This window comes from Rhizobium aouanii (genome assembly GCF_037002925.1).
In the GTDB taxonomy this organism is placed as follows: domain Bacteria; phylum Pseudomonadota; class Alphaproteobacteria; order Rhizobiales; family Rhizobiaceae; genus Rhizobium; species Rhizobium aouanii.
This window is the reverse complement of sequence record NZ_JBAMYD010000024.1, coordinates 1-24,670: the sequence shown is the minus strand read 5'-3', so window position 1 is coordinate 24,670 and position 24,670 is coordinate 1. Positions and strand designations below refer to the sequence as shown.

At 62.4% G+C, this 24,670-nt stretch carries 30 protein-coding genes; 8 read left to right on the top strand and 22 right to left on the bottom strand.

Going from position 1 to position 24,670, the window contains the following annotated elements; translation table 11 throughout:
* Positions 1-61 precede the first annotated feature (61 nt).
* The 3 genes from V8P77_RS30840 to V8P77_RS30830 all read right to left on the bottom strand — a co-directional run bounded on the left by V8P77_RS30840 (position 62) and on the right by V8P77_RS30830 (position 2,224).
* Positions 62-841, bottom strand: a complete 780-nt coding sequence (locus V8P77_RS30840; protein WP_335916000.1) for a VOC family protein — start codon at positions 839-841, stop codon at positions 62-64.
* A 78-nt stretch (positions 842-919) separates the two neighbouring features.
* Positions 920-1,387 (bottom strand): DUF1579 domain-containing protein, encoded by a 468-nt coding sequence (locus tag V8P77_RS30835; protein ID WP_335915999.1) that lies wholly within the window; start codon positions 1,385-1,387, stop codon positions 920-922.
* 108 nt (positions 1,388-1,495) lie between these two features.
* Entirely contained in the window at positions 1,496-2,224 is a 729-nt protein-coding gene (locus V8P77_RS30830) for a DUF899 domain-containing protein (protein ID WP_335915998.1), read from the bottom strand.
* 88 nt (positions 2,225-2,312) lie between these two features.
* Here V8P77_RS30830 and V8P77_RS30825 point away from each other — a divergent pair, with 88 nt between their 5' ends.
* Positions 2,313-2,759, top strand: a complete 447-nt coding sequence (locus tag V8P77_RS30825; RefSeq protein ID WP_335915997.1) for a MarR family winged helix-turn-helix transcriptional regulator — start codon at positions 2,313-2,315, stop codon at positions 2,757-2,759.
* A gap of 362 nt (positions 2,760-3,121) precedes the next feature.
* Here the strand turns inward: V8P77_RS30825 and V8P77_RS30820 are convergent, their stop codons facing one another.
* Positions 3,122-3,544, bottom strand: a complete 423-nt coding sequence (locus V8P77_RS30820) for an organic hydroperoxide resistance protein (protein WP_077975934.1) — start codon at positions 3,542-3,544, stop codon at positions 3,122-3,124.
* A gap of 124 nt (positions 3,545-3,668) precedes the next feature.
* On the opposite strand from V8P77_RS30820, the gene V8P77_RS30815 reads away from it, so the two are divergent.
* A complete protein-coding gene (locus V8P77_RS30815) occupies positions 3,669-4,154 on the top strand; it encodes a MarR family winged helix-turn-helix transcriptional regulator (protein ID WP_335916080.1) in 486 nt (161 codons plus the stop codon).
* A gap of 57 nt (positions 4,155-4,211) precedes the next feature.
* On the opposite strand, the gene V8P77_RS30810 is transcribed toward V8P77_RS30815, so the two are convergent.
* The 11 genes from V8P77_RS30810 to V8P77_RS30760 all read right to left on the bottom strand — a co-directional run bounded on the left by V8P77_RS30810 (position 4,212) and on the right by V8P77_RS30760 (position 12,845).
* On the bottom strand, positions 4,212-4,436 hold the full coding sequence (locus tag V8P77_RS30810; RefSeq protein ID WP_003546479.1) for a hypothetical protein: 225 nt from the start codon (positions 4,434-4,436) through the stop codon (positions 4,212-4,214).
* Between the two features lie 223 nt (positions 4,437-4,659).
* Positions 4,660-4,899, bottom strand: a complete 240-nt coding sequence (rpsU, locus tag V8P77_RS30805) for a 30S ribosomal protein S21 (protein WP_003546477.1) — start codon at positions 4,897-4,899, stop codon at positions 4,660-4,662.
* A gap of 76 nt (positions 4,900-4,975) precedes the next feature.
* Positions 4,976-5,260 carry a hypothetical protein gene (locus V8P77_RS30800; protein ID WP_025393751.1) on the bottom strand — a complete coding sequence of 95 codons (285 nt, stop codon included), beginning with the start codon at positions 5,258-5,260 and terminating at the stop codon, positions 4,976-4,978.
* 164 nt (positions 5,261-5,424) lie between these two features.
* A complete protein-coding gene (locus V8P77_RS30795) occupies positions 5,425-5,634 on the bottom strand; it encodes a cold-shock protein (protein ID WP_003546468.1) in 210 nt (69 codons plus the stop codon).
* Between the two features lie 305 nt (positions 5,635-5,939).
* Positions 5,940-6,674 carry a L,D-transpeptidase gene (locus V8P77_RS30790; protein WP_129418393.1) on the bottom strand — a complete coding sequence of 245 codons (735 nt, stop codon included), beginning with the start codon at positions 6,672-6,674 and terminating at the stop codon, positions 5,940-5,942.
* Between the two features lie 177 nt (positions 6,675-6,851).
* Positions 6,852-7,658: a L,D-transpeptidase gene (locus V8P77_RS30785; RefSeq protein WP_335915996.1), complete on the bottom strand. Its 807-nt coding sequence runs from the start codon at positions 7,656-7,658 to the stop codon at positions 6,852-6,854.
* Positions 7,659-7,750: 92 nt separating this feature from the next.
* Entirely contained in the window at positions 7,751-7,999 is a 249-nt protein-coding gene (locus tag V8P77_RS30780) for a hypothetical protein (protein WP_335915995.1), read from the bottom strand.
* Between the two features lie 46 nt (positions 8,000-8,045).
* The gene (locus tag V8P77_RS30775) at positions 8,046-8,966 is read right to left on the bottom strand and encodes an alpha/beta hydrolase family protein (RefSeq protein ID WP_335915994.1); all 921 of its coding nucleotides are present in this window, start codon (positions 8,964-8,966) and stop codon (positions 8,046-8,048) included.
* A 119-nt stretch (positions 8,967-9,085) separates the two neighbouring features.
* A complete protein-coding gene (locus V8P77_RS30770; RefSeq protein WP_335915993.1) occupies positions 9,086-10,711 on the bottom strand; it encodes a cisplatin damage response ATP-dependent DNA ligase in 1,626 nt (541 codons plus the stop codon).
* 229 nt (positions 10,712-10,940) lie between these two features.
* Positions 10,941-11,951 carry a ligase-associated DNA damage response exonuclease gene (locus V8P77_RS30765; RefSeq protein WP_335916073.1) on the bottom strand — a complete coding sequence of 337 codons (1,011 nt, stop codon included), beginning with the start codon at positions 11,949-11,951 and terminating at the stop codon, positions 10,941-10,943.
* 87 nt (positions 11,952-12,038) lie between these two features.
* Positions 12,039-12,845 (bottom strand): alpha/beta fold hydrolase, encoded by an 807-nt coding sequence (locus tag V8P77_RS30760; protein WP_335916072.1) that lies wholly within the window; start codon positions 12,843-12,845, stop codon positions 12,039-12,041.
* Between the two features lie 111 nt (positions 12,846-12,956).
* Here V8P77_RS30760 and V8P77_RS30755 point away from each other — a divergent pair, with 111 nt between their 5' ends.
* Positions 12,957-13,928, top strand: coding sequence for a glycerophosphodiester phosphodiesterase family protein (locus V8P77_RS30755; protein WP_335915991.1), 972 nt, complete (start codon positions 12,957-12,959; stop codon positions 13,926-13,928).
* A 3-nt stretch (positions 13,929-13,931) separates the two neighbouring features.
* Here V8P77_RS30755 and V8P77_RS30750 read toward each other — a convergent pair whose 3' ends face one another.
* A complete protein-coding gene (locus V8P77_RS30750; RefSeq protein WP_335915989.1) occupies positions 13,932-16,229 on the bottom strand; it encodes a sensor domain-containing protein in 2,298 nt (765 codons plus the stop codon).
* A 254-nt stretch (positions 16,230-16,483) separates the two neighbouring features.
* Between V8P77_RS30750 and V8P77_RS30745 the strand changes: the two genes are divergently transcribed.
* Positions 16,484-17,851, top strand: coding sequence for a TIGR03808 family TAT-translocated repetitive protein (locus V8P77_RS30745; RefSeq protein WP_335916071.1), 1,368 nt, complete (start codon positions 16,484-16,486; stop codon positions 17,849-17,851).
* 36 nt (positions 17,852-17,887) lie between these two features.
* On the opposite strand, the gene V8P77_RS30740 is transcribed toward V8P77_RS30745, so the two are convergent.
* Both V8P77_RS30740 and V8P77_RS30735 read right to left on the bottom strand, forming a co-directional pair.
* A complete protein-coding gene (locus tag V8P77_RS30740) occupies positions 17,888-18,352 on the bottom strand; it encodes a YbhB/YbcL family Raf kinase inhibitor-like protein (RefSeq protein ID WP_335915988.1) in 465 nt (154 codons plus the stop codon).
* A 17-nt stretch (positions 18,353-18,369) separates the two neighbouring features.
* The gene (locus V8P77_RS30735; RefSeq protein ID WP_335915986.1) at positions 18,370-18,609 is read right to left on the bottom strand and encodes a hypothetical protein; all 240 of its coding nucleotides are present in this window, start codon (positions 18,607-18,609) and stop codon (positions 18,370-18,372) included.
* A 288-nt stretch (positions 18,610-18,897) separates the two neighbouring features.
* On the opposite strand from V8P77_RS30735, the gene V8P77_RS30730 reads away from it, so the two are divergent.
* Positions 18,898-19,563 carry a glutathione S-transferase family protein gene (locus tag V8P77_RS30730; RefSeq protein ID WP_335915984.1) on the top strand — a complete coding sequence of 222 codons (666 nt, stop codon included), beginning with the start codon at positions 18,898-18,900 and terminating at the stop codon, positions 19,561-19,563.
* A gap of 3 nt (positions 19,564-19,566) precedes the next feature.
* Here the strand turns inward: V8P77_RS30730 and V8P77_RS30725 are convergent, their stop codons facing one another.
* A complete protein-coding gene (locus tag V8P77_RS30725; protein ID WP_335915983.1) occupies positions 19,567-20,463 on the bottom strand; it encodes a LysR substrate-binding domain-containing protein in 897 nt (298 codons plus the stop codon).
* Between the two features lie 173 nt (positions 20,464-20,636).
* Between V8P77_RS30725 and V8P77_RS30720 the strand changes: the two genes are divergently transcribed.
* Both V8P77_RS30720 and V8P77_RS30715 read left to right on the top strand, forming a co-directional pair.
* Positions 20,637-20,837 (top strand): hypothetical protein, encoded by a 201-nt coding sequence (locus V8P77_RS30720; RefSeq protein ID WP_335915982.1) that lies wholly within the window; start codon positions 20,637-20,639, stop codon positions 20,835-20,837.
* 38 nt (positions 20,838-20,875) lie between these two features.
* On the top strand, positions 20,876-21,241 hold the full coding sequence (locus V8P77_RS30715; protein ID WP_335915981.1) for an MmcQ/YjbR family DNA-binding protein: 366 nt from the start codon (positions 20,876-20,878) through the stop codon (positions 21,239-21,241).
* Here V8P77_RS30715 and V8P77_RS30710 read toward each other — a convergent pair.
* Positions 21,226-21,846, bottom strand: a complete 621-nt coding sequence (locus tag V8P77_RS30710) for a glutathione S-transferase family protein (protein WP_335915980.1) — start codon at positions 21,844-21,846, stop codon at positions 21,226-21,228. The two genes, V8P77_RS30715 and V8P77_RS30710, sit on opposite strands and share 16 nt — an antisense overlap.
* Before the next feature lie 361 nt (positions 21,847-22,207).
* Positions 22,208-22,564 carry a hypothetical protein gene (locus V8P77_RS30705; protein ID WP_003546432.1) on the bottom strand — a complete coding sequence of 119 codons (357 nt, stop codon included), beginning with the start codon at positions 22,562-22,564 and terminating at the stop codon, positions 22,208-22,210.
* A gap of 143 nt (positions 22,565-22,707) precedes the next feature.
* Here V8P77_RS30705 and V8P77_RS30700 point away from each other — a divergent pair, with 143 nt between their 5' ends.
* A complete protein-coding gene (locus V8P77_RS30700) occupies positions 22,708-23,463 on the top strand; it encodes a DeoR/GlpR family DNA-binding transcription regulator (RefSeq protein ID WP_335915971.1) in 756 nt (251 codons plus the stop codon).
* Positions 23,464-23,491: 28 nt separating this feature from the next.
* Here the strand turns inward: V8P77_RS30700 and V8P77_RS30695 are convergent, their stop codons facing one another.
* Positions 23,492-24,496 (bottom strand): asparaginase, encoded by a 1,005-nt coding sequence (locus V8P77_RS30695; protein ID WP_335915969.1) that lies wholly within the window; start codon positions 24,494-24,496, stop codon positions 23,492-23,494.
* Positions 24,497-24,670 lie beyond the last annotated feature (174 nt).

The window sequence follows — 24,670 nt, the reverse complement described above, 5'->3', positions numbered from 1 at the left end:
GGGGAGAAGGTGGCGGCAGCCGGATGAGGGGCTCGCCTGCCGCACGCTGTCGCGTCAAACCCTACCGCTTCGGTGCCACCAGGCAGAAGAAGGCGCCTTGCGGGTCGGTGGCCTGGATGATCCAGCTGCCGCCGGGGACTTCCATCGGGCCGTTGACGACCTTGCCGCCGCCTGATGTGACGCGTTCGATCGCGGCATCGAGGGTCGGCACGATGAAATAATAGCACCAGAACGGCATCGGCATGTTTTCCGGCTTGGTCATCATGCCGCCGGTCTGCCTGCCGTTATGGGCGAAGATGTAGTAGACGCCCATCGGGCCCATGTCCATTTCGCTGTCCTTCGTCCAGCCGAATTGCTTGGAATAAAAGGCCAGCGCGTCAGCGCCATTGCCGGCATAGAGTTCGCGCCAGCCGATATTGCCGGGTGCGTCGAAGGCCAGTTCCGGCCAAGTTTTATCCATCGGCGCCGGCGTCATGATGCAGAGCACCGCGCCATGCGGATCGGCGACGACGGCGAAGCGGCCGATGGTCGGGATGTCTTCCGGCGGACGACGGACCGAACCGCCATTGGCGGCGAAATCCTTGGCCGACTGGTCGACGTCGTCGACATCGACATAACCCGTCCAGTTCGGTGGAATGCCCTTGCCTTCAAGTTCGGCCGGAAATTCCATCAGCCCGGCGACGCCGATGCCGTTCGCCTCGAAGATCGTATAGGTGGGCATGCCCTCCATTTTCATCTCGGAGGTGCTCCAGCCGACGACGGAGCTATAGAATTTCGCGGCAGCCGATGTGTCGGGGGTCATCAACTCGCACCAGATGAACTTTCCATGCGTCTCAGACATCATACTCTCCCTTTTTCGACGTCCCTCTTTGGAGGTCCCTTTGCAAGGCCCCTCTCTCGAGGAGGAGCGCCGCGATTGTCAGATCTTCCGCGCGTAATGCGCTTCCATGAACTGCTTCCACGAGCCATCCGGCTGTTTGGTGCTGGAGACGAAGGTGCGGTGATCGGCGTCGGCGAAGATGATCTGCTCGCGGTAATCGGCAAGCCCGTCCCCGTTGAAGTCGGGACCTGTCGTATAGAGGTCGAGCACATTGCCCGACGCGTCGACCGCACCCTCATAGACCCACATATAGTCCATCATGCTGCCGATCCAGCTGCCGATGTACTTAGCTTTCGAAGCATTGTAGCCGAGCGTCAGGATGCTGGTCGCCTCCTTACCATCAGGCATACGGCCGGTCCCTTCGGCGACGAACCAGATGCCGTGCAGCGAGCGGACGGTCTCCGTCCAGGGCTCGCCGCCACTCATATCGGGTGCGGTGACGGTCCAGTCGCCGACCAGTCTTTCCAGGAAAGAATGTTCCTTCAGCACTTCAGCGGTCTTCATCATCCTCTTCTCCCTTGAATGATGGTGATGTTAGTTTTTCCGCATCCCGGGAAAGTCACTTCGCGACTTTCCCGGCCAAGCCGCTTGCACTTTTCGGCATCATGCTCCGGCTCAGTGACAGCAGGATGGCGCCTTGGCGGCCTCCTCATATTCGTCGTGGCGGCGCACGAAATTCATCGTGCTGTCCTCGTTGCGGCCCTTCGGCGCGCGATCGAGGATCATCAGGGTGCCGACCAGTTCCTCCGGCCCGCGGGCATAACTCGAATAGGTATGGAAGACCTCGCCCTTGTCGTTGCGGTAGAAAGCGCTGAGGCCAGGCAGTTCGTCATTGGCATCAGCCGGCGGCATAGGTGTGAAATTGTAAAAGACCTTGTCTTTGGCAAGATCCTCGGGGCTGAAAGAAACGTGATAATCGAAATTAAAATCGCTGCCGAAGGAAGAGACCCAGGGAAATTTCCAGCCCATGCGCTTTTTGTAGGCGCTGATCTTGTCGAGCGGTGCGCGCGAAACGGCAACCCAGGTGACGTCGTGGTGGTTCAGATGCGGCAGGGCGCCATCGACATGATCCGACAGGAATGAGCAGCCGGTGCAGCCGGCATCCCAATCGGGACCCAACATGAAATGATAGATCAGCAACTGGCTGCGGCCATCGAAGAGATCGGCGAGCGACCTCCTGCCCTCCGGTGTGTCGAAGACATAATCCTTGTCGACCTTCACCCAGGGCAGCGCCAGACGAGCGGCGTTGACGACGTCGCGCAGTTTCGTCGCCTCTTTCTCCTTCGCCAGCAAGGCACGGCGGGCTTCGAGCCACTCTTCGCGGGAAACAACCTCGTTCTGCATGGAGTGCGCCCTCCTCCGGCGCTTGCCGGTGAAGCCGGCTCATCTCCCTCTCCTTGACTAAATAGATTGATATCAATAGAAATGGAGCATGTCAAATTCGATCGAGATTCCCTTTTCCACGACGCTGATGGTGCGCGACACCTGTCTCTGCCTGCATGTGCAGCGGGCAGCACGCGCGCTTGCCCGGCTGTTCGACGATGCGCTGAGGCCGGCCGGGCTGACCAATGGGCAGTTTTCGCTGATGATGTCGCTGAACCGGCCCGAGCCACCGCCGATGGGGCCGGTCGCTGCCCTGCTCGCCATGGATCAGACGACGCTGACGGCGGCGCTGAAGCCGCTGCAGCGCAAGGGCTGGGTGACGGTGATGGAAAATCCGCGGGACAGGCGCGGCCGGCTGCTGAGCCTCACCACTGAGGGCAAAGCGGTGCTGGTAAAGGCCCTGCCGATCTGGAAAAGCACACATGCTATGATAGACGGCAAGCTGCCGGATGGCGGCGCCGAACGGCTGCGGCAGGATCTGCAGGCGCTGTCATGAATGACGATAGAAACGCCGAGGCCGGGCTGAACGCAGACCTCGTCACGGCGGACGGGTAACGGCCGAATAGAGCAAGCCGATGGCGATCCAGCTCGCTCCGATGGCTGCCCCTCACCCTAACCCTCTCCCCGTAAAAACGGGGAGAGGGAACGTGCCCCGCGAGAGGCCTGTGGGGAACGGAGAGGTCGCGGCATATCCCCTTCGCCCCGCGAGCGGGGAGAAGGTGGCGGCAGCCGGATGAGGGGCTGACCTCACCGATTTCCTGGGCTGGGCTGTACTGCGTTCGTCTCAGGAGCAGAAGCGCGACGGTGTCCGGTCGAAGACAGAAGCTGCTCCCGCACTTTTGCTGGGAATTGCCCCGATCAGGCGACGGTGACTGGGACCTCGGTCGAGGTGCGCATCGCGTGGCTGTAGGGGCAGACGATGTGGGCTGCGGCTGCGAGCTTTTCAGCGGCTTCACGGTCGAGACCCGGGATGTTGACGGTCAGCGCCACTTCGATGCCGAAGCCGCCGCCATCTTCACGCGGGCCTATGCCGACCTTGGCGGAGACCGTCGTGTCCTCGGGAATCTTGACCTTCTGCTGGCCCGCGACAAATTTCAATGCACCGAGGAAGCAGGCGGAGTAGCCGGCAGCGAAGAGCTGTTCGGGATTGGTACCGGTCGCGCCGTCACCACCGAGTTCCTTGGGAACGGTCAGCGTCACGTCCAGAACGCCGTTTTCGGAAACGGCGCGGCCCGCGCGGCCGCCGGTGGCAGAAGCTTTGGTCGTATAGAGAATAGGCATGACAATCTCCTTTGGTTGGCCCTTTGATCGGGTTGGATTTTTATTATCGCACAATTAAATTGTACGCAAGTGAATTTTGCAAATTGCATTTCGGATTCGAAAAGAGGACAATCAGGCTTTAGGGATAATAGATATGAGAGCGCAAACGACGAAGACGATGGAGATACCGCAAGAGGAGAAGCGACTGGAAAAGCAGTTGTGCTTCGCGGTCTACGCGACGGCGCATGCTTTCACCCGCGCCTATAAGCCCATCCTCGACAGGGTCGGCCTGACCTATCCGCAATATCTGGTGATGCTGGTGCTTTGGGAACGCGGCGAACTGCCGGTCAAGACGATCGGTGAGCAGCTGGATCTCGATTCCGGCACCCTGTCGCCGCTGTTGAAACGGCTGGAACAGAGCGGGCTGATCAAGCGCATCCGCGACCTGCGCGACGAACGGCAGGTGATCGTGTCGCTGACCCCTAGAGGTGAGGCGATGAAGGGGGAGATCGACACGATCATGACGGCGATCGGGCAGGCCGCAGGCTGCACGCTTCAGGAAATGGCCGAGATGCGCGACATGCTGCATCGGCTGCGGGGCAATCTCGGGCGGGCCGGCATGGGCGGCTGAACGCATTCACCCGGTAGAGCCGGCACCCGGTAGAGAGCCGGCGTGCGCGCCGAGAAATCAGGGCCGCGGCTTGGCCGGCGACCGGCGCTTCTTTGCAGGCGCCGCCTTAGGTTCGGCCTCGGCCTCCTGCTGCAAACGCAGCGCCTTCAACTTCTCCGTCTTCTTGTCACGGGCCGATGCCTCGGCGGCGATAATGGCGCGCGCCGTGTGATCGGTCGCTTCCGCCTTGTCGCGAGACGAAAGCTTGGCGGGATTGAAGAATTCTCCCTTGGTGGCGGTCATGTGCCCCTTTCCCAGGTGATGGCGGCTTTACTGCATAGTTCCTCAAATCGGAATCGGTTCAAGGAATTATGCTGAAATACAAGTGTTACAGTCCCCTTGCGCGTCTCAAAAAGGCGCGCGGCGCTGTAAGCCATGGCTCCACGGCAGAAACCATGATTCACGGCTGAACCGTGATTCCACGGTTGGACCGTGATCCACGGTAGCCGTGATGCCACGCCCGGAATTAGCGGGTGGGGCGCAGAACCTTCTTCGGTGCCGGCAGCAGACCTTCGCGCTGCAGCTTCTTGCGGGCGAGCTTGCGCTGGCGGCGAATGGCCTCGGCCTTTTCGCGGGCGCGCTTCTCGGACGGCTTTTCAAAGGCGCTGCGCGCCTTCATTTCCCGGAACAGCCCTTCCCGCTGCATCTTCTTCTTGAGCACGCGGAGCGCCTGATCGACATTATTATCTCTGACGAGTACCTGCAAAACGATATCCTTCCTGTCGCGGCGGCGAGGCCGCACTGTCCAAAATTAAAAACCCGGGCCAAAATAAAACCCGGAACTACTTCCCGATTTTGATGCTCGAAAACTTCAGCCAGGGCTCGACACCGTCGGACTTGGCCGCCGCCTCGGGGGAAGCCCTCGACGGAGATTCACCGGTATCGATGTCGGCCTCAGTGATGCGGCGCTCGAAATTCTCTGCGTCGAACTGGACGCGATATTGCACATGCCCGTGATCGTTGGGCAGGATGCTGGAGATCCGGCACCGCTTGTCGGCTTTCGCCGTGCGGGTGAGGCCGGATTTCAGCACGATCATGTCGCCGACTTTATAGTTTTGTCTGCCCATTTCAGCGTCCCTTCGACTCTTCGGCTGCTCACTCGGTCAATCACAAGGCCTGCGCAAAGCAAAAAGGCCGGGCTCGAACCCGACCTCTTCCAGTCACTCAGCCCGCTGCCAGTTTGGTCAGCCCGCTGCCAGTACATCCGTGGTCAGCGTAGGCGAATGACAAATCATGCGGCCTGAAGATTGTCGGCCGAATTCTTGCCGGACTTCTTGTCGCGGACGAGATCGTAGCGGATTTTCTGACCTTCAACGAGTTCGCGCATGCCAGCGCGTTCAACCGCTGAGATATGGACAAAAACGTCCGTAGAACCATCATCGGGCTGAATGAAGCCAAAACCCTTGGTGCCATTGAACCACTTGACGACGCCTGAATTCATAACGATCTCCTTTTCAACCGTTTGTGTTCGCCTGCGGAATAATCCCCGACAAGCCGTATCGATGTTGAGAGGATATCTGACGGAGCGCTCAAGCGCGTGGACAAAGGTCGCAAGCAATTCGATACGCACCATGTAGGATATTTACCGAATTAAGCAATGGTATTTCGGAAAATAATTCTCTCGAGGGGGCAAAATGAAGCTCTTGCCCCAGGGGAAAGCACCTGTTTTCCTGGGGCAAAGCGCCCGCTTGCCCGGGGCAAAGCGGGCGATCCGAGGCGACCGGATTGCGGCCGCCTCGGTGACGATCATTGCCAGACGACGATGGGCGCCTTGGTGGGAACGCGGTCGTAGAGATCGATGATATCCTGGTTCATCAGCCGCACGCAGCCTGAAGAGACGGCCTTGCCGATCGAGCGCCAGTCGGGATTTCCGTGCAGGCGATAGAGCGTGTCCTCTCCATTCGAGAAGATATAGAGTGCGCGGGCGCCGAGCGGGTTCTTCAGACCCGGCTCCATGCCGCCGTTCTCGATCGAATATTTGACGAGTTCCGGCTGGCGGGCGACCATCTCGTTCGGCGGCTTCCAGCGCGGCCATCTCTGACGCCACTGGATGACGCCCGACCCCTGCCAGGCGAAACCCTCGCGGCCGATACCGACGCCGTATCGCATCGCCATGCCGTCGCCCTGGACGAGATAGAGGAAGCGCGACGGCGTATCGACGACAATGGTGCCGGGGGGCTGGCCGGTGGGATCGACGACGCGCTGGCGATAATAGCGCGGATCGATCTGCTCGTAGGGAACGGCTGGAATGAGAAAGCCGCCGTCTTCGATGGGGCCATACATGACGGCAAGCTCGGCCCCGCTTGGCACGCTCGATGCACCCGGGGACTGGAACAGGCGCATGGGCGAACGGTAAATGATCGTCGTATCGCCTGATGTCACGGTGTTGGCTGAGGAGGCGCAGCCGGCGAGCGCGGAGGCTGCGGTCAACGCCGAAAAGGAAAGAAAGCTGCGGCGGGAAAGATGTCTATCGAAGCTCATGACGCGAGACTGATTTCCTTTGATACGGGAAGCCGGACAAGACGCCGGTTAAACCGGTGATTCGTCCGATGCCGATAACGTTATTAGGAATATCTATCGGCTTGGGCCAAATAAACCATAGCTTCACGCAGACGTGTCCGGCCAGAAGCAGACGATATGGGAAGCGCTGTTGCAGCGCTACATCACAACGATCTCGGCCTTGGCAGGAAGGCGGTCGTAGAGATCGACGACGTCCTGGTTCAGCATGCGCACGCAGCCCGACGAGGTGGCCTTGCCGATCGACTGCCAGTCGGGTGTGCCGTGGACACGGTAGAGCGTATCCTGCCCGTCCTTGAAAATATACATGGCGCGGGCGCCGAGCGGGTTCATCAGCCCCGGATTCATGCCGCCATTCTCCGCCCCAAACGGGCGAACTTCAGGCTGGCGCGAGACCATTTCGACCGACGGCGTCCAGCGCGGCCATTTCTGCTTCCACTGGATGACGCCGCGGCCCGACCAGGCGTAACCATCGCGACCGAGGCCGACGCCGTAGCGCATCGCCTTGCCGTTGCCCTCGACGAAATAGAGGAAATGCGCCTTGGTATCGATGACCACTGTGCCGGGACGCTCGGTCGTCTGATAATCGACCTCCTGGCGCAGGAATTGCGGCTGCACGCGGCTAACCGGGATCGCCGGCAGGGTGAAATCCTCGTCGCGCTGCTGGCCATACATTGCCATGTGCACGGGATTGGTGACGGGCAGGCCATAGGTCTGGTGGAACTGGGTCTTGTAGAGCTCGCGCGTCTGCGGCACCGGCTGATCGGGGATCGGCCGCACCCGGCGCGGATCGACGCCGGGCGGCTGATAGAAGACCGGCGAGGTTTCCTGGACGAAGCGGGCGGGCGAATCGGCGGCGACATCGGGAATGAGGATGTTGCAGCCGCTCAGCGACGCAACCGCAATCACAAGCCCGGCAAGCGGGAAGACCCGGCGCAGAAAATTCATGGAACCACCCTTATCAACGATCGGCGAGACAGCGATATCTGCCGGAACGATGGCATCCGCGGCTGGCGCGAGGCTGGCGTTGGGGTGGAAAATCAGGAAACGAGCAGGACGCCGTTGCCATAGGTGGCGGCCAGTTCGCGGATCAGCTGCGTCTCCTGCTCGGTCAGCCTGCCGGTATCGACGAAACGCCAGTCGCGTTCATAAAGCGCCAAGGCCTCGCCGGCGGGCATGGCGCGCGCGGGATCGCGATTCCAGGCGAGCGATTTCAGCTCGGGGAAGTCGTTCGGCACAATCATGCTTTCCGGCATGCTCTCTGGCATGCCCTCTGCGTTCGTCGTCATCCCAGCAATATAGGGCCAATGGCCCTCAATTTGAAGCGGCTGGAATTCAGGCCGCCACCCCGTGGAAGAAGCGGATGCTCTGTTCGATCTCGGCCGGCAGCGCCGAGGTGTGATTGCCGGCGACGGTTTCCGTCTCGATATGAACGCCGGCTGCGCGGGCGCGGCGGGCCAGCAGATCGGCGCGGTCGTTGAAATGCGGCTCCTCGGTGCCGTGGACGACGCGGACCGGGCATTTGAAGCTGTGGGCGTAACACAGCGCCGAACGCACCTCGAATTCATGCGCATTGCTGTCGTCGAAACGGATGTCCTGCGGGTAGCGGTTGAAGAAGCGGAAGGCATCGGGGTTGCCTGATATCGGCAGGGCGGCGCGAAATTTGTGAGTGCTCATCGCCGTCAGCATGGTCAGCGTGCCGCCGATGCTGTGGCCGGCGATGAAGAGACGTTCGGGATCGACACCCGGCAGGTGCGCCAGGCGTTCTGTGGCGGCGAGCACGTCGTCGACCTCATCGTAGAAGCCGGAAAAATTGCCCATCTGGCCGTTTTCGCCGCGCAGCGACGGCATCATCACGACATAACCAGCATCCATATAGGGCTTCATCAGCTGCCAATGGCCGATGCCCATGGCATTGCCGCCGTGCAGGAAGAGCACCGCCGGCCTGGCGGCGCGTTGGCGCTTGTATTTGGAGACCCAGGCCGCCAGCTCCAGCTCGCCGTAACCCGAGCGGTAGAAGATCCTGTCGGCATCGGCAGGCGCATTCAGCGGTTCGTATTTGTCAGGCGCCGGACCCTTCTGCAACAGCTTGGTGCGGAACTGGTGGCGGACCTTGGCATAGTCGCGCTTGGCAAGCCGCGGCTCGTCCGGGACATCGAATGCGGCCGCCATGCGCGGCAGGACAAGTGCACCGGCAAGACCGGCCAGCACGGCACGGCGCTGGCGGAAAAAGGAATCTTGTTCATGCGAGCTCATAACGCAGCACCCAAATCATTTCCCCCGCACCCCAGATGTGCACCGAGCGCCCGTTGCCGCCAATACACATCGTGTTGAATATATCGCCCTGCGTCATTGTTGCGCAGGCGCCTCGCCGATCACTCGGGCTTGGCGTCGATCATGGCGATCAGCGTGCGCAGCCTGTCCGCCTCGTAGGAAGGTTTGTCGGGGCGAAGGCGGGCGATGCGGGGGAAGCGCATGGCGACCCCCGATTTGTGCCGGGTCGAACGGTTGATGCCCTCGAAGGCCACTTCGACGACGAAGCCGAAATCCTTGTCGGCGCGCACGGCGCGCACCGGGCCGAAACGCTCGGTGGTATTGTTGCGCACGAATTTGTCGAGCACCTCGAGCTCGGCATCGGTGAAGCCGAAATAGGCCTTGCCGACAGGCACCAGTTGTTCGCCGTCCTCGTCATCGGCCCAGACGCCGAAGGTGAAATCGGAATAGTAGCTGGAGCGCTTGCCGTGGCCGCGCTGGGCATACATCAGCACCGCATCGACATTATAGGGGTCGCGCTTCCACTTGAACCAGGGACCCTTCATGCGGCCGGCCTGGTAGATGCTGTCGCGGCGCTTGATCATCACGCCTTCGATGACCGGATCGGGCGGCGCGGCGCGGAGACGATCGAGCTCTTCCCACGACGAGAACGGCACGAGCGGCGAGAGGTCGAAACGGTCATGGGGGGCGCGGTCGATGATCTCGGTCAGCCGGTCGCGGCGATCGACATAGGTGCGGCCGCGGACGTCGTCGTCGCCATCGAAGAGCAGGTCATAGGTGCGGATGAAGGCGGGGTAATCGCCAAGCATCTTTGCCGTCACCGTTTTGCGGTTCAGGCGCTGCTGCAGGTCGGAGAAGGTGCGGGTCGGGCTATTGGAGCGGGCGGTGCCGCCCACCAGCAGCTCGCCGTCGACGACGCCGGAAAAATTGATCGCGTCGAGAATATCCGGAAAGGCGCCTGAAATGTCGTCGCCGGAGCGGGAATAGATCTTGCGCCTGTCGCCGGAGCGGGAGAGCTGGACGCGGATGCCGTCCCATTTCCATTCGGCGGCATAATTCACCGGATCGAGACCGGTCAGATCGCCCTCCTCCACCGCATTGGCGAGCATGACGGAATGGAAGATCGCCGGTGTCGCCAGCACCGGCTTTTCGCCGCCACCCGCCAGCCATTCGAACAGCGTCTCATAGGGCGGCTGCAGGCCATGCCAGAGGGTTTCGATTTCGATAACGTCCTTGTCGCCGAGATCGGCGAGCGCCTGCTTGGCAAGGCGGGCGGAAACGCCGATGCGCATGGCGCCGGTGGCAAGCTTGATGAAGGCGAAACGGCCGGACGAATCCAGCCGGTCGAGAAGATCGCGGACGTAGCTGCGCACTTCGGTGCGGCCGAGCGCGTTCATGCCGGTGACGACCTCGCCGAGACGCGGCTGGGCAAGGGCCGAGCGGTCGATATCCCGCTCATTGTCCCAGACGAGCGAGATGGTTTCGGCAAGATCGCCGACATAGTCGTAGGAATAGCGAAACAGCACCTCGTCCATGCGCTCCAGCACCAGCTCGCGCAGCATGGCGGGCTTGACGTTGCGCACCTCCAGCGTGCCGGCGATGGCGGCAAGGCCGTAACCGCGGTCAGGGTCCGGCGTGTCGCGGAAATAGTCGGTGAGAAGCTTCAGCTTGCCGTTACGGCTGGGGGTCAGCACCAGGCGATCGAGGAGATCGGCGAAGGCTTTCATGGGTGCCTCCCGACTTCTGAGGAAGGCCCCTCCCCAATGGCATGTGGAAAAAAACCCTCCCCAACCCCTCCCCACAAGGGGGAGGGACTTAATGCGCGGCCCTCGCCGCATTCATCGTCCAGCGCAGAGCATGTGGCCGGCTTGTTGGTTTGCGAGGCGGTGCAACGGCTTAGCCCCTCCCCCTTGTGGGGAGGGGTTGGGGAGGGGTTTTCAGCGACAAACTCCACTCTCAATCCCCCTCGTCCTCGTAACCCACCAGGTGCAGCGGTTTCGCCTTGATGCCCTGCAATTGGCACCAGCGCACCAAAGCCTCCTCGCGGCCATGCGTCACCCAGACCTCGGCCGGGTGCAGTTCCCGGATCGTTTCGGTCAGTTCCGGCCAGTCGCAATGATCGGAAATGACCAGCGGCAGTTCGACGCCGAGCTGCTTGGCGCGCTGGCGCACCATCATCCAGCCGGAGGCGAAGGCCGGCAGCGGCTCGTTGAAGCGCCGAGCCCAGCGGTCGGCGAAGGCCGATGACGGGCCGATGACGACCGCACCCCTGAAGACGGACTTGTCGCGGCTTTCGATCGTCGCCGGCAGCAGCTCGCCGAGATCGATGCCCTGCCCGATGTAATAGTCGCAGAGAGTTTCCATGGCGCCGTGGATATAGATCGGTTCGGCATAACCGGCATCGCGCAGCAGCCGGATGACGCGCTGGGCCTTGCCGAGCGCATAGGCGCCGACGAGATGGGTGCGCTCGGGAAATTGACGCAGCGACGCCAAGAGCTTGGCCGTCTCCTCCATCGGATCGGGATGATGGAAGACTGGCAGGCCGAAGGTCGCCTCGGTGATGAAGACATCGCAGGCAACCGGCTCATAGGCGGCGCAGGTCGGGTCGGGGCGGCGTTTGTAGTCGCCGGAGACGACGATGCGGGTGCCGTTCTTCTCGATGGCGATCTGGGCGGAGCCGAGCACATGGCCGGCCGGATGAAAGCTCACCTTGACGCCGTTGACCAGCAGCTCCTCGCCGAAGGCTGCCGCCTGCTCGCTGGCGCAGAAACCGTCGCCGTAACGCAAGCGCATGATGTCGAGCGTCTGGCGGGTGGCGAGCACGTTCACATGGCCGGGGCGGGCATGGTCCGAATGGCCGTGGGTGACAAGCGCCTGCTCGACGGGCCGCACCGGATCGACATAAAAGCCGCCTTCCGGGCAATAGAGCCCCTCCGGGGCGGGATAGAGCAGCGCATCAGGTCTCATGAAACGAGAGATAGCGGGAAATGGGCGCGAGGCCAGAGGCGAGAAGAAGGGACTGGCGAATGCGCTGCGGCTCAACGCCGGCGATCGTCACGACCCTATTCGATCGAGGAAAGATTCCACAGCGGCATTAAATTGCGACGGCCGCTGCAGCGGCGCGAAATGGCTGACGCTTGTGAGATAGATCATCTCAGCGTTCGGAATGCTGCGAGCAAGATATTCGGCATGCTCCGGCTTGATGAATTCGTCGTGCTCGGCAAGCACGATCGCGACCGGCACGCGGATCAGGCCCAAGTCGGCGGCCTGATAGTTCGGCTCCGTCCGCATCATCAGGCTGACCGCCTCGACGAAGGGATTGAAATCATCCGGCGTGGTGGAAAGCGCCGCATAATCCTTGGCATGTCGGCTGAAGCATCGGTCGATGACGGGGGTCGGAACGAATTCCCGCGTGCCGCTCGGATCCATGTTGCAGCCGAAGAAAAAGACGCCCTCGACCCGCGACGGCGCCGCCATGGCGAGGATCAAAGCGATGCAGGCGCCGTCGCTCCAGCCGATAATGGCCGCCTTGTCGAGATGCAGTTCGTCCATGACGGCGAGCACATCTGAAGCCATCAGCTCATAGCTATAGGGACGGGAATCGCGGGTGCTTCTTCCATGGCCGCGGCTGTCGATCAGCACAACGCGGCGGCCGCGGCGCAAGAGTGCCGGCACCTGATAGCCCCAGTTGCCGCTGTGGCCGAGGCCGCCATGCAGCAGAATGACGGGTGGGCCAGAGCCATAGCTCGCATACCAGATACGGGCGCCGTCATGTGCGATATGACCGTCGACTGCCGCCGGCGGCAGCGGCGCGGCGCCGTGCGCTTCGAAATGGATGAGCTCGTCGTCGTCAAATTCCATAGCGATCAGACTCATTGTTGTCGCAGCATAGAAAAACCGGAAAACAGCCCAAGAACAACCGGAATCGCTTTCTAGCACTTGCTCGTCGATGCAACCAGAGGGGGATCAGCTTTGGGCAGGAAGCTTTTCTATTGCGCCGCGGCGATCGCGGTTGCCGCCGCCGGCATCTATCTCAACAATACCAGCCTGCTCGCCGAACATCGGCCGGGAAAGCCGGTGCTGCTCGCCCATCGCGGCATCGCCCAACGCTTCGACGAAACCGATCTCAAGAACGACACCTGTACGGCGAGCCGCATGCTCGCGCCGAAACACGACTATCTCGAAAACACACTTCCGTCGATGCAGGCAGGTTTTGCGGCCGGCGCCGATATCGTCGAGATCGACGTGCATGCGACGACCGACGGCGAATTCGCCGTCTTTCACGACTGGACGCTCGACTGCCGCACCGAAGGGCATGGCGTCACCCGCGAGCATTCGATGGCTGACATGAGGAAGCTCGATATCGGCTATGGCTATACTGCCGATGGCGGCAAGACCTTTCCCTTTCGCGGCCGGGGCATCGGCATGATGCCGACGCTTGCCGAGGTGCTGTCGAGTTTTCCGGATCGGCGCTTCCTGATCAACATCAAGAGCCGCGATCCTTCAGAGGGTGAAAAGCTCGCCGCCGTGCTCAACGGGCTTACCACTGAGCGACGGGCCGGGATCATCGTCTATGGCGGCGACGAGCCGATCGACGTTCTCCGCCTGATGGCTCCGGATATCAAGACCGCCTCGCGCAAGACCCTGAAGGGCTGCCTCACCGGCTATATCGGCTATGGCTGGACCGGCCTGCTACCGGATGAATGCAAACATGCGATGATGCTGGTGCCGATCAATATCGCGCCGTGGCTCTGGGGCTGGCCGGATCGTTTTCTCAACCGGATGGCAGATGCCGGGACCGAGGTTTTCGTTCTCGGCCCCTATCGCGGCAGCGATTTTTCCACCGGCATCGACGACCCAGCGCAACTGGCGCGGCTGCCTGAGGACTATGCGGCAGGCATATGGACGAACGAGATCGAAGCGATCGGCAAACTCGTCAAGTAGGGTTCAGAGACTGCGCGCCCGCAGCAATGCCGGGATCTCCTCCGGGGAGACCGGCTTGGAGAAGCGGAAGCCTTGCGCCTCCTCGCAATGGGCCTGGCGCAGGAAATCCATCTGGGCGTCGGTTTCGACGCCTTCGGCGAGTACCGAGAGCTTCAGCGTCTGCGCCAGCGAAATGACCGCCGAGGCAATGGCGACGGCGGTCTTGTCGCCCGGCAGGGCCTCGACCAGGGAGCGGTCCATTTTCAGGCGGTCGAAGGGGAAGGTCTTCAGCGCCGCCAGGCTGGAATAACCGGAGCCGAAATCGTCGATCGACAGGCGCACGCCAAGCCCCCGCAGCGTTTCCATCATGGCGAGCGCGCGTTCGGCATTCTGCATCACCACGCTTTCGGTGACTTCCAGCTCCAGCCAGCGGGACTGCAGGCGGTGGCGCTCCAGCGCCTCGGCGACATGGGTTGCGAAATCCGGATCGGCGAACTGCTTGGCCGAGACGTTGACGGCGATCGTCAGCGGCGGCAGGCCCATGTCTTGCCAGTGGCGTGCCTGGCGGCAGGCCTCGTTCAGCACCCAGAGACCGAGGGGAACGATGAGGCCGGTCTCTTCGGCGAGCGGAATGAAATTGACCGGCGGCACCCTGCCCTTTGCCGGATGGTTCCAGCGCACCAGCGCCTCGAGCCCGGTGATGCGGCCGGTGGCGACATCGACCTGCGGCTGGTATTGCAGGAACAGCTGCTGGCCGGTGATCGCCTGGTGCAGCTCCTCCTGCTCGCCGAGCGGCATTCCCACAGGCGTGCCGCCGCCATCGTGATGCTGCAATGTGTTGCGGCCGAGTTCCTTGGCGCGGTACATGGCGCGGTCGGCATTGGCGAGAAGCTCTTCCGAGGTCGCGCCATCGAAGGGGAAGGCGGCAACGCCGATGCTCGAGGTGACGGTGATCTCGCCGTCCGCGCCGCGGATCGGCCGGTTGATCGCCTTCTGCAGATCGCGAAGGCGGCGCGTGATGCCGGCATCATGGCTCGACTGGTGGACGAGCACGACGAGGAATTCGTCGCCGCCGAGGCGCACCACCATATCGGACGCCCTGACGCTGTTGGCCATGCGGGTAGCGATCTCCTTCAGCACCTCGTCGCCGGCAGCGTGGCCGCGGCCGTCGTTGATGTCCTTGAAATTATCGAGATCGATATAGGCAACGGTCACCTTGCGGTTGTTGCGCCGGGCCTGGTCGAGGATATTCGCCAGCCGTTCCTTCAGGAAGGCGCGGTTTGGCAGCCCGGTGAGATCGTCATGATGGGCCATGAAATGGATGCGATCATCGACACGCTTGCGCTCGATGGCGATGCCGGCAATGTGGGTAGCAAGCGCCACCAGCTTGCTCTCGTGCTCGGTGGGACGGCGGACCTCCTTTGAATAGAGCGCAAACGTGCCGAGCACGTTGTTCTGCGAGGTGGCGATCGGCGTCGACCAGCAGGAGCGGAAGCCGAACGGCGCGATCATCGCGCGGAATTCCTCCCAGAGCGGATCGATCGTCACATCCTCGACGATCACCGTCTGGCCGCGCCACACCGCAGTGCCGCAGGAGCCGACCTTGGGGCCGATCGTGACGCCATCGATCAGGCGGCTGTAGCCGCCAGGCAGATTGGGAGAGGCGCCGTGATAGAGCCTGGTGCCCTCGCCGTCGAGCAGCAGCACCGATCCGTCAATCCCATCCAGCTGCGCCTCGATCATCAGCACGAGCGCCTCGAGGATCATCGGCAACGGCTCGTTGCGGGCGATCATTTCGAGCAGGCTCGCCTGGCCGCGATGCAGATCCTCCTGGCGCTTGCGTTCGGTGATATCACGGGAAACGCCGATAAGGCCGACGATCTCGCCGCGATCGTTGCGCAGCGGTATCTTCGAGGTCAGCCGGCATATCGGCCTTCTGCTGCCGGGAAGGACGTAGGATTCCTCCATGTCGATGCGGGCTTCGCCCGTCGCCATGATCTGCTGCTCGATGTCGAAATGGCGGCACGCCGTCTCGAAATCGAACAGGTCGAAGTCGCGCTTGCCGGTGATCAGATCGGCGCGCTCCAGGCCGAGGCTGCTGGCGGTGACGGCGTTGGCGAAGACGAAGCGGCTGTCACGGTCCTTGACGTAGAGGAAATCCGGAAGTTCGTGGACGATCGCCTTGAGGCGCAGGTTCTCGATGCCCTCGGAGAGGTGATGGGCGGTCGATGCCATCATCGCCTCCGTCGCGGCGACGATGCGCCGCGTTTCGGCGGTCAGGGCGTCGGTCGATTCCCATCGCCTGGCACTCGGTTCCTGCATGACGCCCGTCTCCCCGCCGGCCAAAGACCGCATCCCGCAATCGTCTTCTTTGAGCTTCTCTTTAAATTAGTCGGGATTTCCTTCGGCTTGCTTAAATGAAAGGGTGAACAACACGACAATATTAGCGGCAATATCCTGCCCTCGGCGGCAGCGGCAACTGTAGTGTTGGCAGTCCGTGCCAAGCCTGCGCCAAAACGATACATGCCGCCTGGCACGTTTCCTGCTACGGGCGCGTTATGACAAGTGATCCCTGGGTGCCCTCACGCCGCAACATGCTTTTCTTTCTTGCCGCCTCGGCCGTTGCGGGAGGGGCATCGCGCACGCTTGCCTCGCCGCTGACGGCGGCCGCTCAACCCGATCTGCGCGGGGCGATCGACGCGGTGGAATATCGCGCTATTCCCGAAAGCGGCAACAGCAAGACCCGCAACCTGCAGCAGATGATCGAACAGGCAGCTCGTGAGAACGTGCCGGTCTTCCTGCCGCCCGGCACCTACCGGGTCTCCAATCTCACTTTGCCGGACAATACGCGTATCACTGGTGTGCCCGGCGCCTCGCGGATCGTCTATACCGGCGAAGGCCACCTGTTTGCGGCCGAGAACGTGCGGCGGATCGAGCTTTCCAATCTCGTCATCGACGGCGGCAACCGCTGGCTTGGCGACTATGCCGGCGGACTTTTACAATTTACCGGCGTCGACGAGGTGCTGATCGACAATTGCGAGATCGGCGGTAGCCGCAAGCACGGCCTGCAACTGGAGCGCTGCGGCGGGCGGATCGAGCGCAGCCGGATTTCGGGGGCTGCCCAATCCGGGCTTTATGCGGTGGATTCCACCACCCTCTCGGTCACCGGCAACACGGTCTCGGATTGCGGCAATGGCGGTATCCTGGTGCATCGCTGGAAGAAGGCGGAGGACGGCACTGTCGTCTCCGGCAACCGCATCTCCAACATGCGCGCCAATGACGGCGGCACCGGGCAAAACGGCAACGGCATCAACATCTTCCGCGCCGACGGCGTGATGGTGGTGAATAACCAAATCTCCGATTGCGCCTTTACGGCGATCCGCGCCAATTCGGCCTCGAACATCCAGATCAGCAGCAATCAGTGCCGGCGTTCCGGCGAGACGGCGATCTATGTCGAATTCGCCTTCGAGGGCGCCGTCGTTTCCGCCAACATGATCGACGGGGCGGCAAACGGCATCTCGATCGCCAATTTCGACGAGGGCGGCCGGCTGGCGAGCGTCACCGGTAATATCGTGCGCAACCTGACGCTGCGCGGCCCCTATCAGCACGAGGTCGGTTTCGGCATCGGCATCGCGGCGGAGGCCGACACGATGATCTCAGGCAATGTGATCGAGGGGGCGCCGCGCTGGGGGCTGCAGATCGGCTGGGGGCCTTATCTGCGCAACGTCGTTGTGACAGGCAATGTGGTGCGCAAGGCGTCGGTGGGATGCGCGGTTTCGGTCGCCGATGGCGCGGGGACCGCCATCATCACCGACAACGTGTTCCAGGAGACCGCCGAAGGGGCGGTTCTCGGCTTCCATTGGGAGAAGAAGGTCTCCGGCGAGATGGCCGGCGGCGGCGCGCCCTATGCGCAGCTCACCGTCGAGAGAAACCGCGTCTCCTGAGGAGCACGCCGATCATCCACGGTCAATTTCCATTGGTTATCGTGTCTGATAGGTGCCGGTGACCGTCGCTTCCTCCAATGTGTGTTTCTTCGCCTCTGCCCACATCGCGCTTATGCCGGCGGCATCCGGAATCGAAAGCTTCGGCACGTCGAGCGCAGCGAGGCGGAAGATATAGCGATGCGGGCGATCGCCGGGCGGCGGTTGCGGGCCGTCGTAACGGGCTTGGCCGAAATCATTCCGATAGAATCGCGGCGCGTGCTCCGGCGCCGTATCGGCGCTTTCGCCAAGAGCAGTCCACTCAGCCGGGATGTTGGCGATCCCGCAGTGGCGGAACGTGCCATGCGGAGCGTCCGGATCCTCGACCACCAGAGCAAAGCTCCTGGTTTCATCAGGAGCGCCGCCCCAGGCCAGCGGCGGAAAGAGGTTCTCGCCCGCTCGCGCATATTTCGCAGGAATCGGCTCGTTTTGCGCAAAAGCTTTGCTGATCAATGTCAAAGCCATGACGTTCTCCTTCCCTCTCAGGGGTGACCGCTTCCCTTTTTATGCCCGCTTTCCTGATTGCGGCCGCGCACGATGCTCCGATCCTCGTTCCCGGAATCGGTGCCGGTCTTCAAATCGCTGCCTTTTCGATACGCTTCCTTCGCCTGTTCATTGCGGTGCAGATCCGACGCCGCGTCGAAGGCCTCGTCGGCATTGGCGGTGTTCTCGCGTTTTTCGATGATGCGAAGCTGCTGTTCATGCGTCTTCTTCCCCGTCATGACATTCTCCTTCGTTTGCAGGTGTATGTTTTGGGGTGCGGTTGGTCGCTGTGGACACCTTGGCGGTGCCAATCTCCGAGCCGAACCCGCTGGCATTGCCATTGTTCCTTCGAACCGGCAGGAATTGTGCTTCGATCTTTGCGGGCGGGGGGAGTGCATCTGAACTGAGCCCCGATCGGTCCGAGCACTCGCATCAAAAGCTTTCATCATCCCATCAGCGGCAGGGACTTTTCGCAACGCGATCCGGCATTTACGCTCTCCTGGACAATATCGAGGGGAATATCCATCATGCTGACAATCTACGGGGTCTATCGATCGCGCGCGTCTCGCGTTTACTGGATGGCGGAGGAACTCGGGCTCGCATTCCAGTCGGTGCCGGTGCTGCAGGCAAGGCGGCTAGCAGAACCGCTCTCAGCGGATGCGCCCCTCAATACGCATTCGCCTGCTTTCATCGCCGTCAATCCGATGGCGCAGATTCCCAGCATCAGGGACGGCGAGTTCGTCATGCACGAGTCGCTCGCGATCAACCTCTACCTCGCGCGCAAATATGGCGGACCGCCTTCCGGCCAAACCGTCGAAGAAGACGGATTGCTGACAATGTGGACGGTCTGGGCGGCCTCGCAGGTCGAACCGCAGACCGTGAAGATCGTGCTCACCTATGATGACGGGCTCGAAAACAGCGAAGACGGCAAGCAGACGATCGCCGTCGCCTGCCGCCTGCTGCGCAGGCCGCTGGCGGCTCTCGAAAGCCACCTTCACGGCCGGCAATGGATCGTCGGCGACCGCTTCACCGTCGCCGATCTCAACATCGCCGAGGTGCTGCGCTACGCCCAGAGCGAAGAGGCGTTTTTTGAAGCACATCCCCATGTCAAAGCCTGGATCGAGCGCTGCCAGTCCCGCCCGGCCTATAAGGCGATGCAGGCGACGCGGGCCAAGGAGCCGATCGAGGTTTGAAAACTACTTGAAAAGCGCCAGCGTGCCGGCCATTTCCTCACGGATCCAGGCCTTAAAATCCTTGACCTTCTTCGGCTCGCGCGTGCCTTCGGCGGTGACGAAGTAGTGACCGAAGCCTGTGCGGGCGCGAATGCCGAAGGGGGCGACGAGCCGGCCCTCGACGAGCGCGAAGCCGGCAAGGGTCTGCCAGGCCAGCATGACGCCCTGACCGGCGATCGCTGCATCGAGGCAGAGCGAGGCATCGTTGAAGACGTGGCGGGTCGAAAGGGTGGCGCCGGATAGTCCGGCCGCGCGCATCCAGACCTCCCAGGTAAACATGGCGCGGCCATCGATGATGGCAGGCAGTGCGAGGATATCGGCGGGTTCCTTCAAATTCGCCGCCATCTCGGGGGAGCAGACGGGAAAGACCTCCTGCTCCAACAGCAGTTCGGCCTTCACGTCAGGCCACTTGCCGCTGCCGACGCGGATGCCGATATCGACGTCGCAAAGCGCCGGATTGACGAGATTGGTGGTTGCATCCAGCCGCAGCTTGATGTCGGGATGACGCTCGGCGAAGCGATCGAGCCGATGGACGAGCCAGCGGGCGGCGAAAACCGGCGCCACAGAGATCGTCAGGATCGTATCGTCCTTGCGGCTGGCGATCGACACCGCCGCCGAAAGACGGGCAAAACCCTCGTCGAGCGCGAGCAACACCGGCCGGCCGGCTTCGGTGGCGATCATTCCCCTGGCGGTGCGCTCGAAGATCACCTGACCGAGCTGGGCTTCGGCCTTGATGACCTGCTGGCTGACGGCGCCGACCGAGACGCCGAGCTCGTCGGCGGCGGCCTGCAGCGAGCCGAGACGACCGACGGCTTCCAGCGCGCGCAGGCCGTTGAGATGGACCATGTTCAAGTTCTTCATATAGTTTTTCTATAGCGCTTCAGCGTTATTCTCAATTGAAAATCTGCCTGTTGAGGCCGACATTGCAAGCATAGGCAATCCATTCGAACATAACTGCGTGGGCGGAGGGGATGGCAGAGGCGAAAAGCTGCTGCGCGATCACGTCCGCGCCACGGAAGAAAGCGAGGCATGCCATGTCGTTGCTGAAGTTTTTCTTGAGACCAGTCCTTCCTATGGGCAGCTCGGAAATTGCCGATGCCACCGTCTGGAAGGACGATCCGCTGCGGCATCCCGAGGTCGAGCGCATGTCGATGCGCGAAATCGCCGATCTGCCGCTTGGGATGCAGGCCGGCTTTCAGGCAGAGGCCGAGCCGCCGTTGGCGAAATGCGCGTGAAAATATGATAGGTTCCCCCTGGCAGAAAGGGCGGGACCATGGCCGGCGATGTCGATGCGATTTTCGAACGCCTGAAGCGGCTGGCGGCGGAAGCCGGCCTGCCGGATATCGAGGAGAGCACCTCCTACGGCAACCCGGCGCTGAAGGTCGGCGGCAAGAGCTTCGTCGCAGTCAAGAATGCCGAGACGATCGTGATCTCGATTTCCCTCGACGACAAGGATCACCTGCTGGAGATGGCGCCCGACGTCTATTTTCAAACCGATCATTATGTCGGCTGGCCGCATCTGCCGGTGCGCGCCGCCGTGATCGGCGACGAGGAATTGCGGCTGCGGCTGATCGGCGCCTGGCTGTTCCGGGCGCCGAAAAAACTTGCCGCCGGATTTAAGGATCAGGCCCGGTCGTAGGCCAGCGCCCGCTGCACGGCGGGGCGCTGCAGCATGCGGTCGTGATGGTCGCTCGCCTTTTCGAACCGGGCGGGATCGATGCCGTCGGACGGCAGCCAGTCGGTCATCACGAAGAGATAGGGATCGGCGAGCGAATAGGCTTCGCCCATCACCCATGGGCCTTCGAACATCGTCTGCTCGATCAGCGTGAAACAATCAGCCATATTCTCAGGCACCTTGGCCTTCATCGCCTCGATTGCCGCTGGATCGTCGGCCCAGCGCGAGCCGCGCGGGCGATGGGCATGGTTCACATGCACGGTCGAGCAGATATAGCTGTTGAAGGATTGCAGCCTGGCAAACTCGAAAGGATCGTTAAGCGGCGCCAGCTTGGCGGCCGGCGCGCTCTGGGCGATATAGGCCAGGATGGCCGGCGTTTCCGTCAGCACTCCATAGGCGGTGACCAGTGCCGGCACACGGCCCTTCGGGTTGATCTTCAAATAGTCCGGCGAGCGCTGCTCGCCATCGCGGAGGCTGATCTTCTTGACTTCGAAGGCCAGGCCGGATTCTTCCAGGGCAATAAGGCTTGCGAGCGCGCAGGTTCCGGGTGCGTAGTAGAGTGTCAGCATGGTTCTCGACTCCCTTTCGGCAAGGGTTATAGCGTACCGGTGCGCGGGTCGGAACTGGTGGGATTGGGTTTTGCTTCTCCATCGGGACAAGGGTGGGTGCGTGCGAGTGTGAGAGCTTGATCGGTGTGTCGCGCCGCGCCCCTCATCCGGCTGCCGCCACCTTCTCCCCGCTTGCGGGGAGAAGGGACATGCCGCACCGGCTTTCCCCGACCTCGACGCTGCGTTTGCCACGTCCCCTCGCCCCGTTTTTACGGGGAGAGGGTTAGGGTGAGGGGCAGATCTTGCACTAACTTGCCTTGTCAGCCAACGCAGCCGGATACGATAGGTACCCCTTCTCCCTCCGGAGAGAAAACACGTACCCTCAACCGCAGCCCGGCACATCCTCCAGCCGGTGCCAGACCGGGATGCCGCGTTCCCTGGCGATGCGCACGTCGTTGTCCGCTCCCTTGGAATCGCCGGGCAGGCGCAGGACGCCCTCGCAGAGCTGCAGCAGCCGGCCGGCGACCGGGTGGAAGATCTCTTCGTAGAGCGCGTCGCCGACCGACCGCCCGCCGGCGGCGTGCCAGATCGGCAGGGCCACCCATTCGCCGATCATCGGCACGTGGCCGGCTTCAAACAGCGCATGCGAAGGCGCTTCCAGCCGCTTCAGGTTGGCGGCCATCTTTTCCGGGTCGTCGCCCGTTCCGGACCGATAAGGCCCGGCAATCAAAATCAACATGATCCACTCCTTCGCTCCGCTTTATGCGTGAGCACTCTCCCGGCCTCATGCACGGGATTTCGTGAAAATGCACGATAATTCTTGAATGTCGAGTCATTTCGTGCAATATCCGGCTATTCTGTTTAATTTCGTGCAGAAAGATCATGCTGACAACACAACGCAAGACCCTCATTCTCGACATCCTGCGCCGTGACGGCCAGGTGGTCGCCAAGCGCGTCGCCGAGGATTTCGCACTTTCGGAAGATACGATCCGGCGCGACCTCCGGGAAATGGCGGCGGAGGGGCTGTTGAAACGGGTGCATGGCGGGGCGATGCCGCTGGCGCCAGACCTGCCTGATTTCACCGCGCGGCGCAGCGTCTCGTCTGAGATCAAGGCGCGGCTCGGCGCAGCGGCGGCGGCGATGGTGAAGCCCGGACAGATGATCTTCCTCGACGGCGGCACGACGACGGCGGAGATCGCCCGGCACTTGCCGCGTGACATGCCGCTGACGGTTGCGACCCACAGCCCGACGATCGCCGCCGAACTCGAACACCATCCGACCGCCGAGGTGATCCTCACCGGCGGGCGGCTCTACAAACATTCGATGGTGGCAACGGGGGCGGCGGCGATGGCGGCGATCTCGCAGCTGCGCCCTGATCTCTTCTTCCTCGGCGTCACCGCAGCGCATCCGGTGCACGGGCTTTCCACCGGCGATTTCGAGGAAGCGGCGATCAAGCGGCACATCGCCCGCTGCTCGGCCGAAACGCATGTGCTGCTGACCGAGGAGAAATTCGACCTCGTCTCGCCCTGCCCGGTGCTTGGCATTTCCGAGGTGGCGGGGCTGATCGTGCCCATGGAGATGACGGCCGAGAGGCTGAAACCCTATCGCGATCTCAACGGCGGGATCGCCGCGGCGTAATCACCAGCGCCGCGCGCAGTTTTCGGCATCATGCCAAGGCGGAGGTGACCCTGACATCGCCGACATGGATGCCGTTCCGATTGCGGATCGGCGTTGCGGCATAGGCCATCAGGGCCGCATGCACCTCATCTTCCGTCTCGAAGAAGCGGGCGAGTGTCGCGGCCACCAAGGCATCGGCCGCGCGGGTGGCGCCATCCTCGCATTTCAGCGCGATGGCGATGCCCTTTTCCGGGATTGCCGCGCAGAAGACGCCCTCGGCGCCCATCTTGACGAAGATTCGGCCCGGGGCGATCTGCATCAGCTTGGTGCAGGCGCGGCCCGATCCCGCGACATAGAAGGGTTCGGCCATGCAGGCCTCGATCAGTCGGCGGGATGCCTTGGCGCGCAAGGGTTCCAGGCCGTTGCCGGTCGCCATTTTGGCAAAACCATGGGCCAGGCTGCGCAGCGGCACGGCATAGGTCGGGATGGAGCAGCCGTCCGTGCCGCAGCTATCGGCGCCGAGCACGGCACCGGTCAGGCTTTCCATCGTCGCGCGGATCTCGACCTGCAGCGGGTGCTGGTAGCCGACGTAACCCTTGGGATCGAGGTCCTGGTGGCAGCAGGCGCAGATGAAACCGGCATGTTTTCCCGAGCAATTGTTGTGCAGCGCGGTCGGCGCATCGAGCATGCGGGCCTGCTGGATCAGGATCTTCTGGCTCATCGACCAGTGGGCGCCGCATTCCAGCGATTCGATATCGCGACCGGCACGCGACAGCATGGAAGCGGCAAGCGTCACATGCTCCTCTTCGCCATTATGCGAGGCACAGGCAAGCGCCAATTCCTTGTCGCCGAAGCCATAGGCATCGGCAGCACCACTCTCGATCAGCGGCAGCGCCTGCATCGCTTTGCAGGACGAGCGGGCGAAGACCGCGGCCTCGAAATCGCCCAGCGAGAAGACAAGCTTACCATCGCCATCGACCACAGCCACCGCGCCGCGATGGCGACTTTCGACGAGCAGGCCGCGGGTGACTTCGACGGTGACGGGATTGGTCATGAGCTTTTGTCCGGATGCTGGCGGGATGGGCAGTCCATAACGCGTCACGCGACGAAAGCCAACGGGGTTGACGCTTTGCAAGGCTTAGGCGCATGCGCGAGTGCCCGCCAGATGGAGCACCGGGTCGATATGTGGCTGGACGTCACCCCACCCTCCGTCATCCTCGGCCTTGTG

What these genes read in the sequence shown, in the direction of transcription:
- V8P77_RS30840 (WP_335916000.1), bottom strand. Translation starts at nt 841, where the DNA reads ATGTCTGAGACGCATGGAAAGTTCATCTGGTGCGAGTTGATGACCCCC.
- V8P77_RS30835 (WP_335915999.1), bottom strand. Translation starts at nt 1,387, where the DNA reads ATGATGAAGACCGCTGAAGTGCTGAAGGAACATTCTTTCCTGGAAAGA.
- V8P77_RS30830 (WP_335915998.1), bottom strand. Translation starts at nt 2,224, where the DNA reads ATGCAGAACGAGGTTGTTTCCCGCGAAGAGTGGCTCGAAGCCCGCCGT.
- V8P77_RS30825 (WP_335915997.1), top strand. Translation starts at nt 2,313, where the DNA reads ATGTCAAATTCGATCGAGATTCCCTTTTCCACGACGCTGATGGTGCGC.
- V8P77_RS30820 (WP_077975934.1), bottom strand. Translation starts at nt 3,544, where the DNA reads ATGCCTATTCTCTATACGACCAAAGCTTCTGCCACCGGCGGCCGCGCG.
- V8P77_RS30810 (WP_003546479.1), bottom strand. Translation starts at nt 4,436, where the DNA reads ATGACCGCCACCAAGGGAGAATTCTTCAATCCCGCCAAGCTTTCGTCT.
- V8P77_RS30800 (WP_025393751.1), bottom strand. Translation starts at nt 5,260, where the DNA reads ATGGGCAGACAAAACTATAAAGTCGGCGACATGATCGTGCTGAAATCC.
- V8P77_RS30795 (WP_003546468.1), bottom strand. Translation starts at nt 5,634, where the DNA reads ATGAATTCAGGCGTCGTCAAGTGGTTCAATGGCACCAAGGGTTTTGGC.
- V8P77_RS30790 (WP_129418393.1), bottom strand. Translation starts at nt 6,674, where the DNA reads ATGAGCTTCGATAGACATCTTTCCCGCCGCAGCTTTCTTTCCTTTTCG.
- V8P77_RS30785 (WP_335915996.1), bottom strand. Translation starts at nt 7,658, where the DNA reads ATGAATTTTCTGCGCCGGGTCTTCCCGCTTGCCGGGCTTGTGATTGCG.
- V8P77_RS30780 (WP_335915995.1), bottom strand. Translation starts at nt 7,999, where the DNA reads ATGACGACGAACGCAGAGGGCATGCCAGAGAGCATGCCGGAAAGCATG.
- V8P77_RS30775 (WP_335915994.1), bottom strand. Translation starts at nt 8,966, where the DNA reads ATGAGCTCGCATGAACAAGATTCCTTTTTCCGCCAGCGCCGTGCCGTG.
- V8P77_RS30770 (WP_335915993.1), bottom strand. Translation starts at nt 10,711, where the DNA reads ATGAAAGCCTTCGCCGATCTCCTCGATCGCCTGGTGCTGACCCCCAGC.
- V8P77_RS30765 (WP_335916073.1), bottom strand. Translation starts at nt 11,951, where the DNA reads ATGAGACCTGATGCGCTGCTCTATCCCGCCCCGGAGGGGCTCTATTGC.
- V8P77_RS30760 (WP_335916072.1), bottom strand. Translation starts at nt 12,845, where the DNA reads ATGGAATTTGACGACGACGAGCTCATCCATTTCGAAGCGCACGGCGCC.
- V8P77_RS30750 (WP_335915989.1), bottom strand. Translation starts at nt 16,229, where the DNA reads ATGCAGGAACCGAGTGCCAGGCGATGGGAATCGACCGACGCCCTGACC.
- V8P77_RS30740 (WP_335915988.1), bottom strand. Translation starts at nt 18,352, where the DNA reads ATGGCTTTGACATTGATCAGCAAAGCTTTTGCGCAAAACGAGCCGATT.
- V8P77_RS30735 (WP_335915986.1), bottom strand. Translation starts at nt 18,609, where the DNA reads ATGACGGGGAAGAAGACGCATGAACAGCAGCTTCGCATCATCGAAAAA.
- V8P77_RS30730 (WP_335915984.1), top strand. Translation starts at nt 18,898, where the DNA reads ATGCTGACAATCTACGGGGTCTATCGATCGCGCGCGTCTCGCGTTTAC.
- V8P77_RS30725 (WP_335915983.1), bottom strand. Translation starts at nt 20,463, where the DNA reads ATGAAGAACTTGAACATGGTCCATCTCAACGGCCTGCGCGCGCTGGAA.
- V8P77_RS30720 (WP_335915982.1), top strand. Translation starts at nt 20,637, where the DNA reads ATGTCGTTGCTGAAGTTTTTCTTGAGACCAGTCCTTCCTATGGGCAGC.
- V8P77_RS30715 (WP_335915981.1), top strand. Translation starts at nt 20,876, where the DNA reads ATGGCCGGCGATGTCGATGCGATTTTCGAACGCCTGAAGCGGCTGGCG.
- V8P77_RS30710 (WP_335915980.1), bottom strand. Translation starts at nt 21,846, where the DNA reads ATGCTGACACTCTACTACGCACCCGGAACCTGCGCGCTCGCAAGCCTT.
- V8P77_RS30705 (WP_003546432.1), bottom strand. Translation starts at nt 22,564, where the DNA reads ATGTTGATTTTGATTGCCGGGCCTTATCGGTCCGGAACGGGCGACGAC.
- V8P77_RS30700 (WP_335915971.1), top strand. Translation starts at nt 22,708, where the DNA reads ATGCTGACAACACAACGCAAGACCCTCATTCTCGACATCCTGCGCCGT.
- V8P77_RS30695 (WP_335915969.1), bottom strand. Translation starts at nt 24,496, where the DNA reads ATGACCAATCCCGTCACCGTCGAAGTCACCCGCGGCCTGCTCGTCGAA.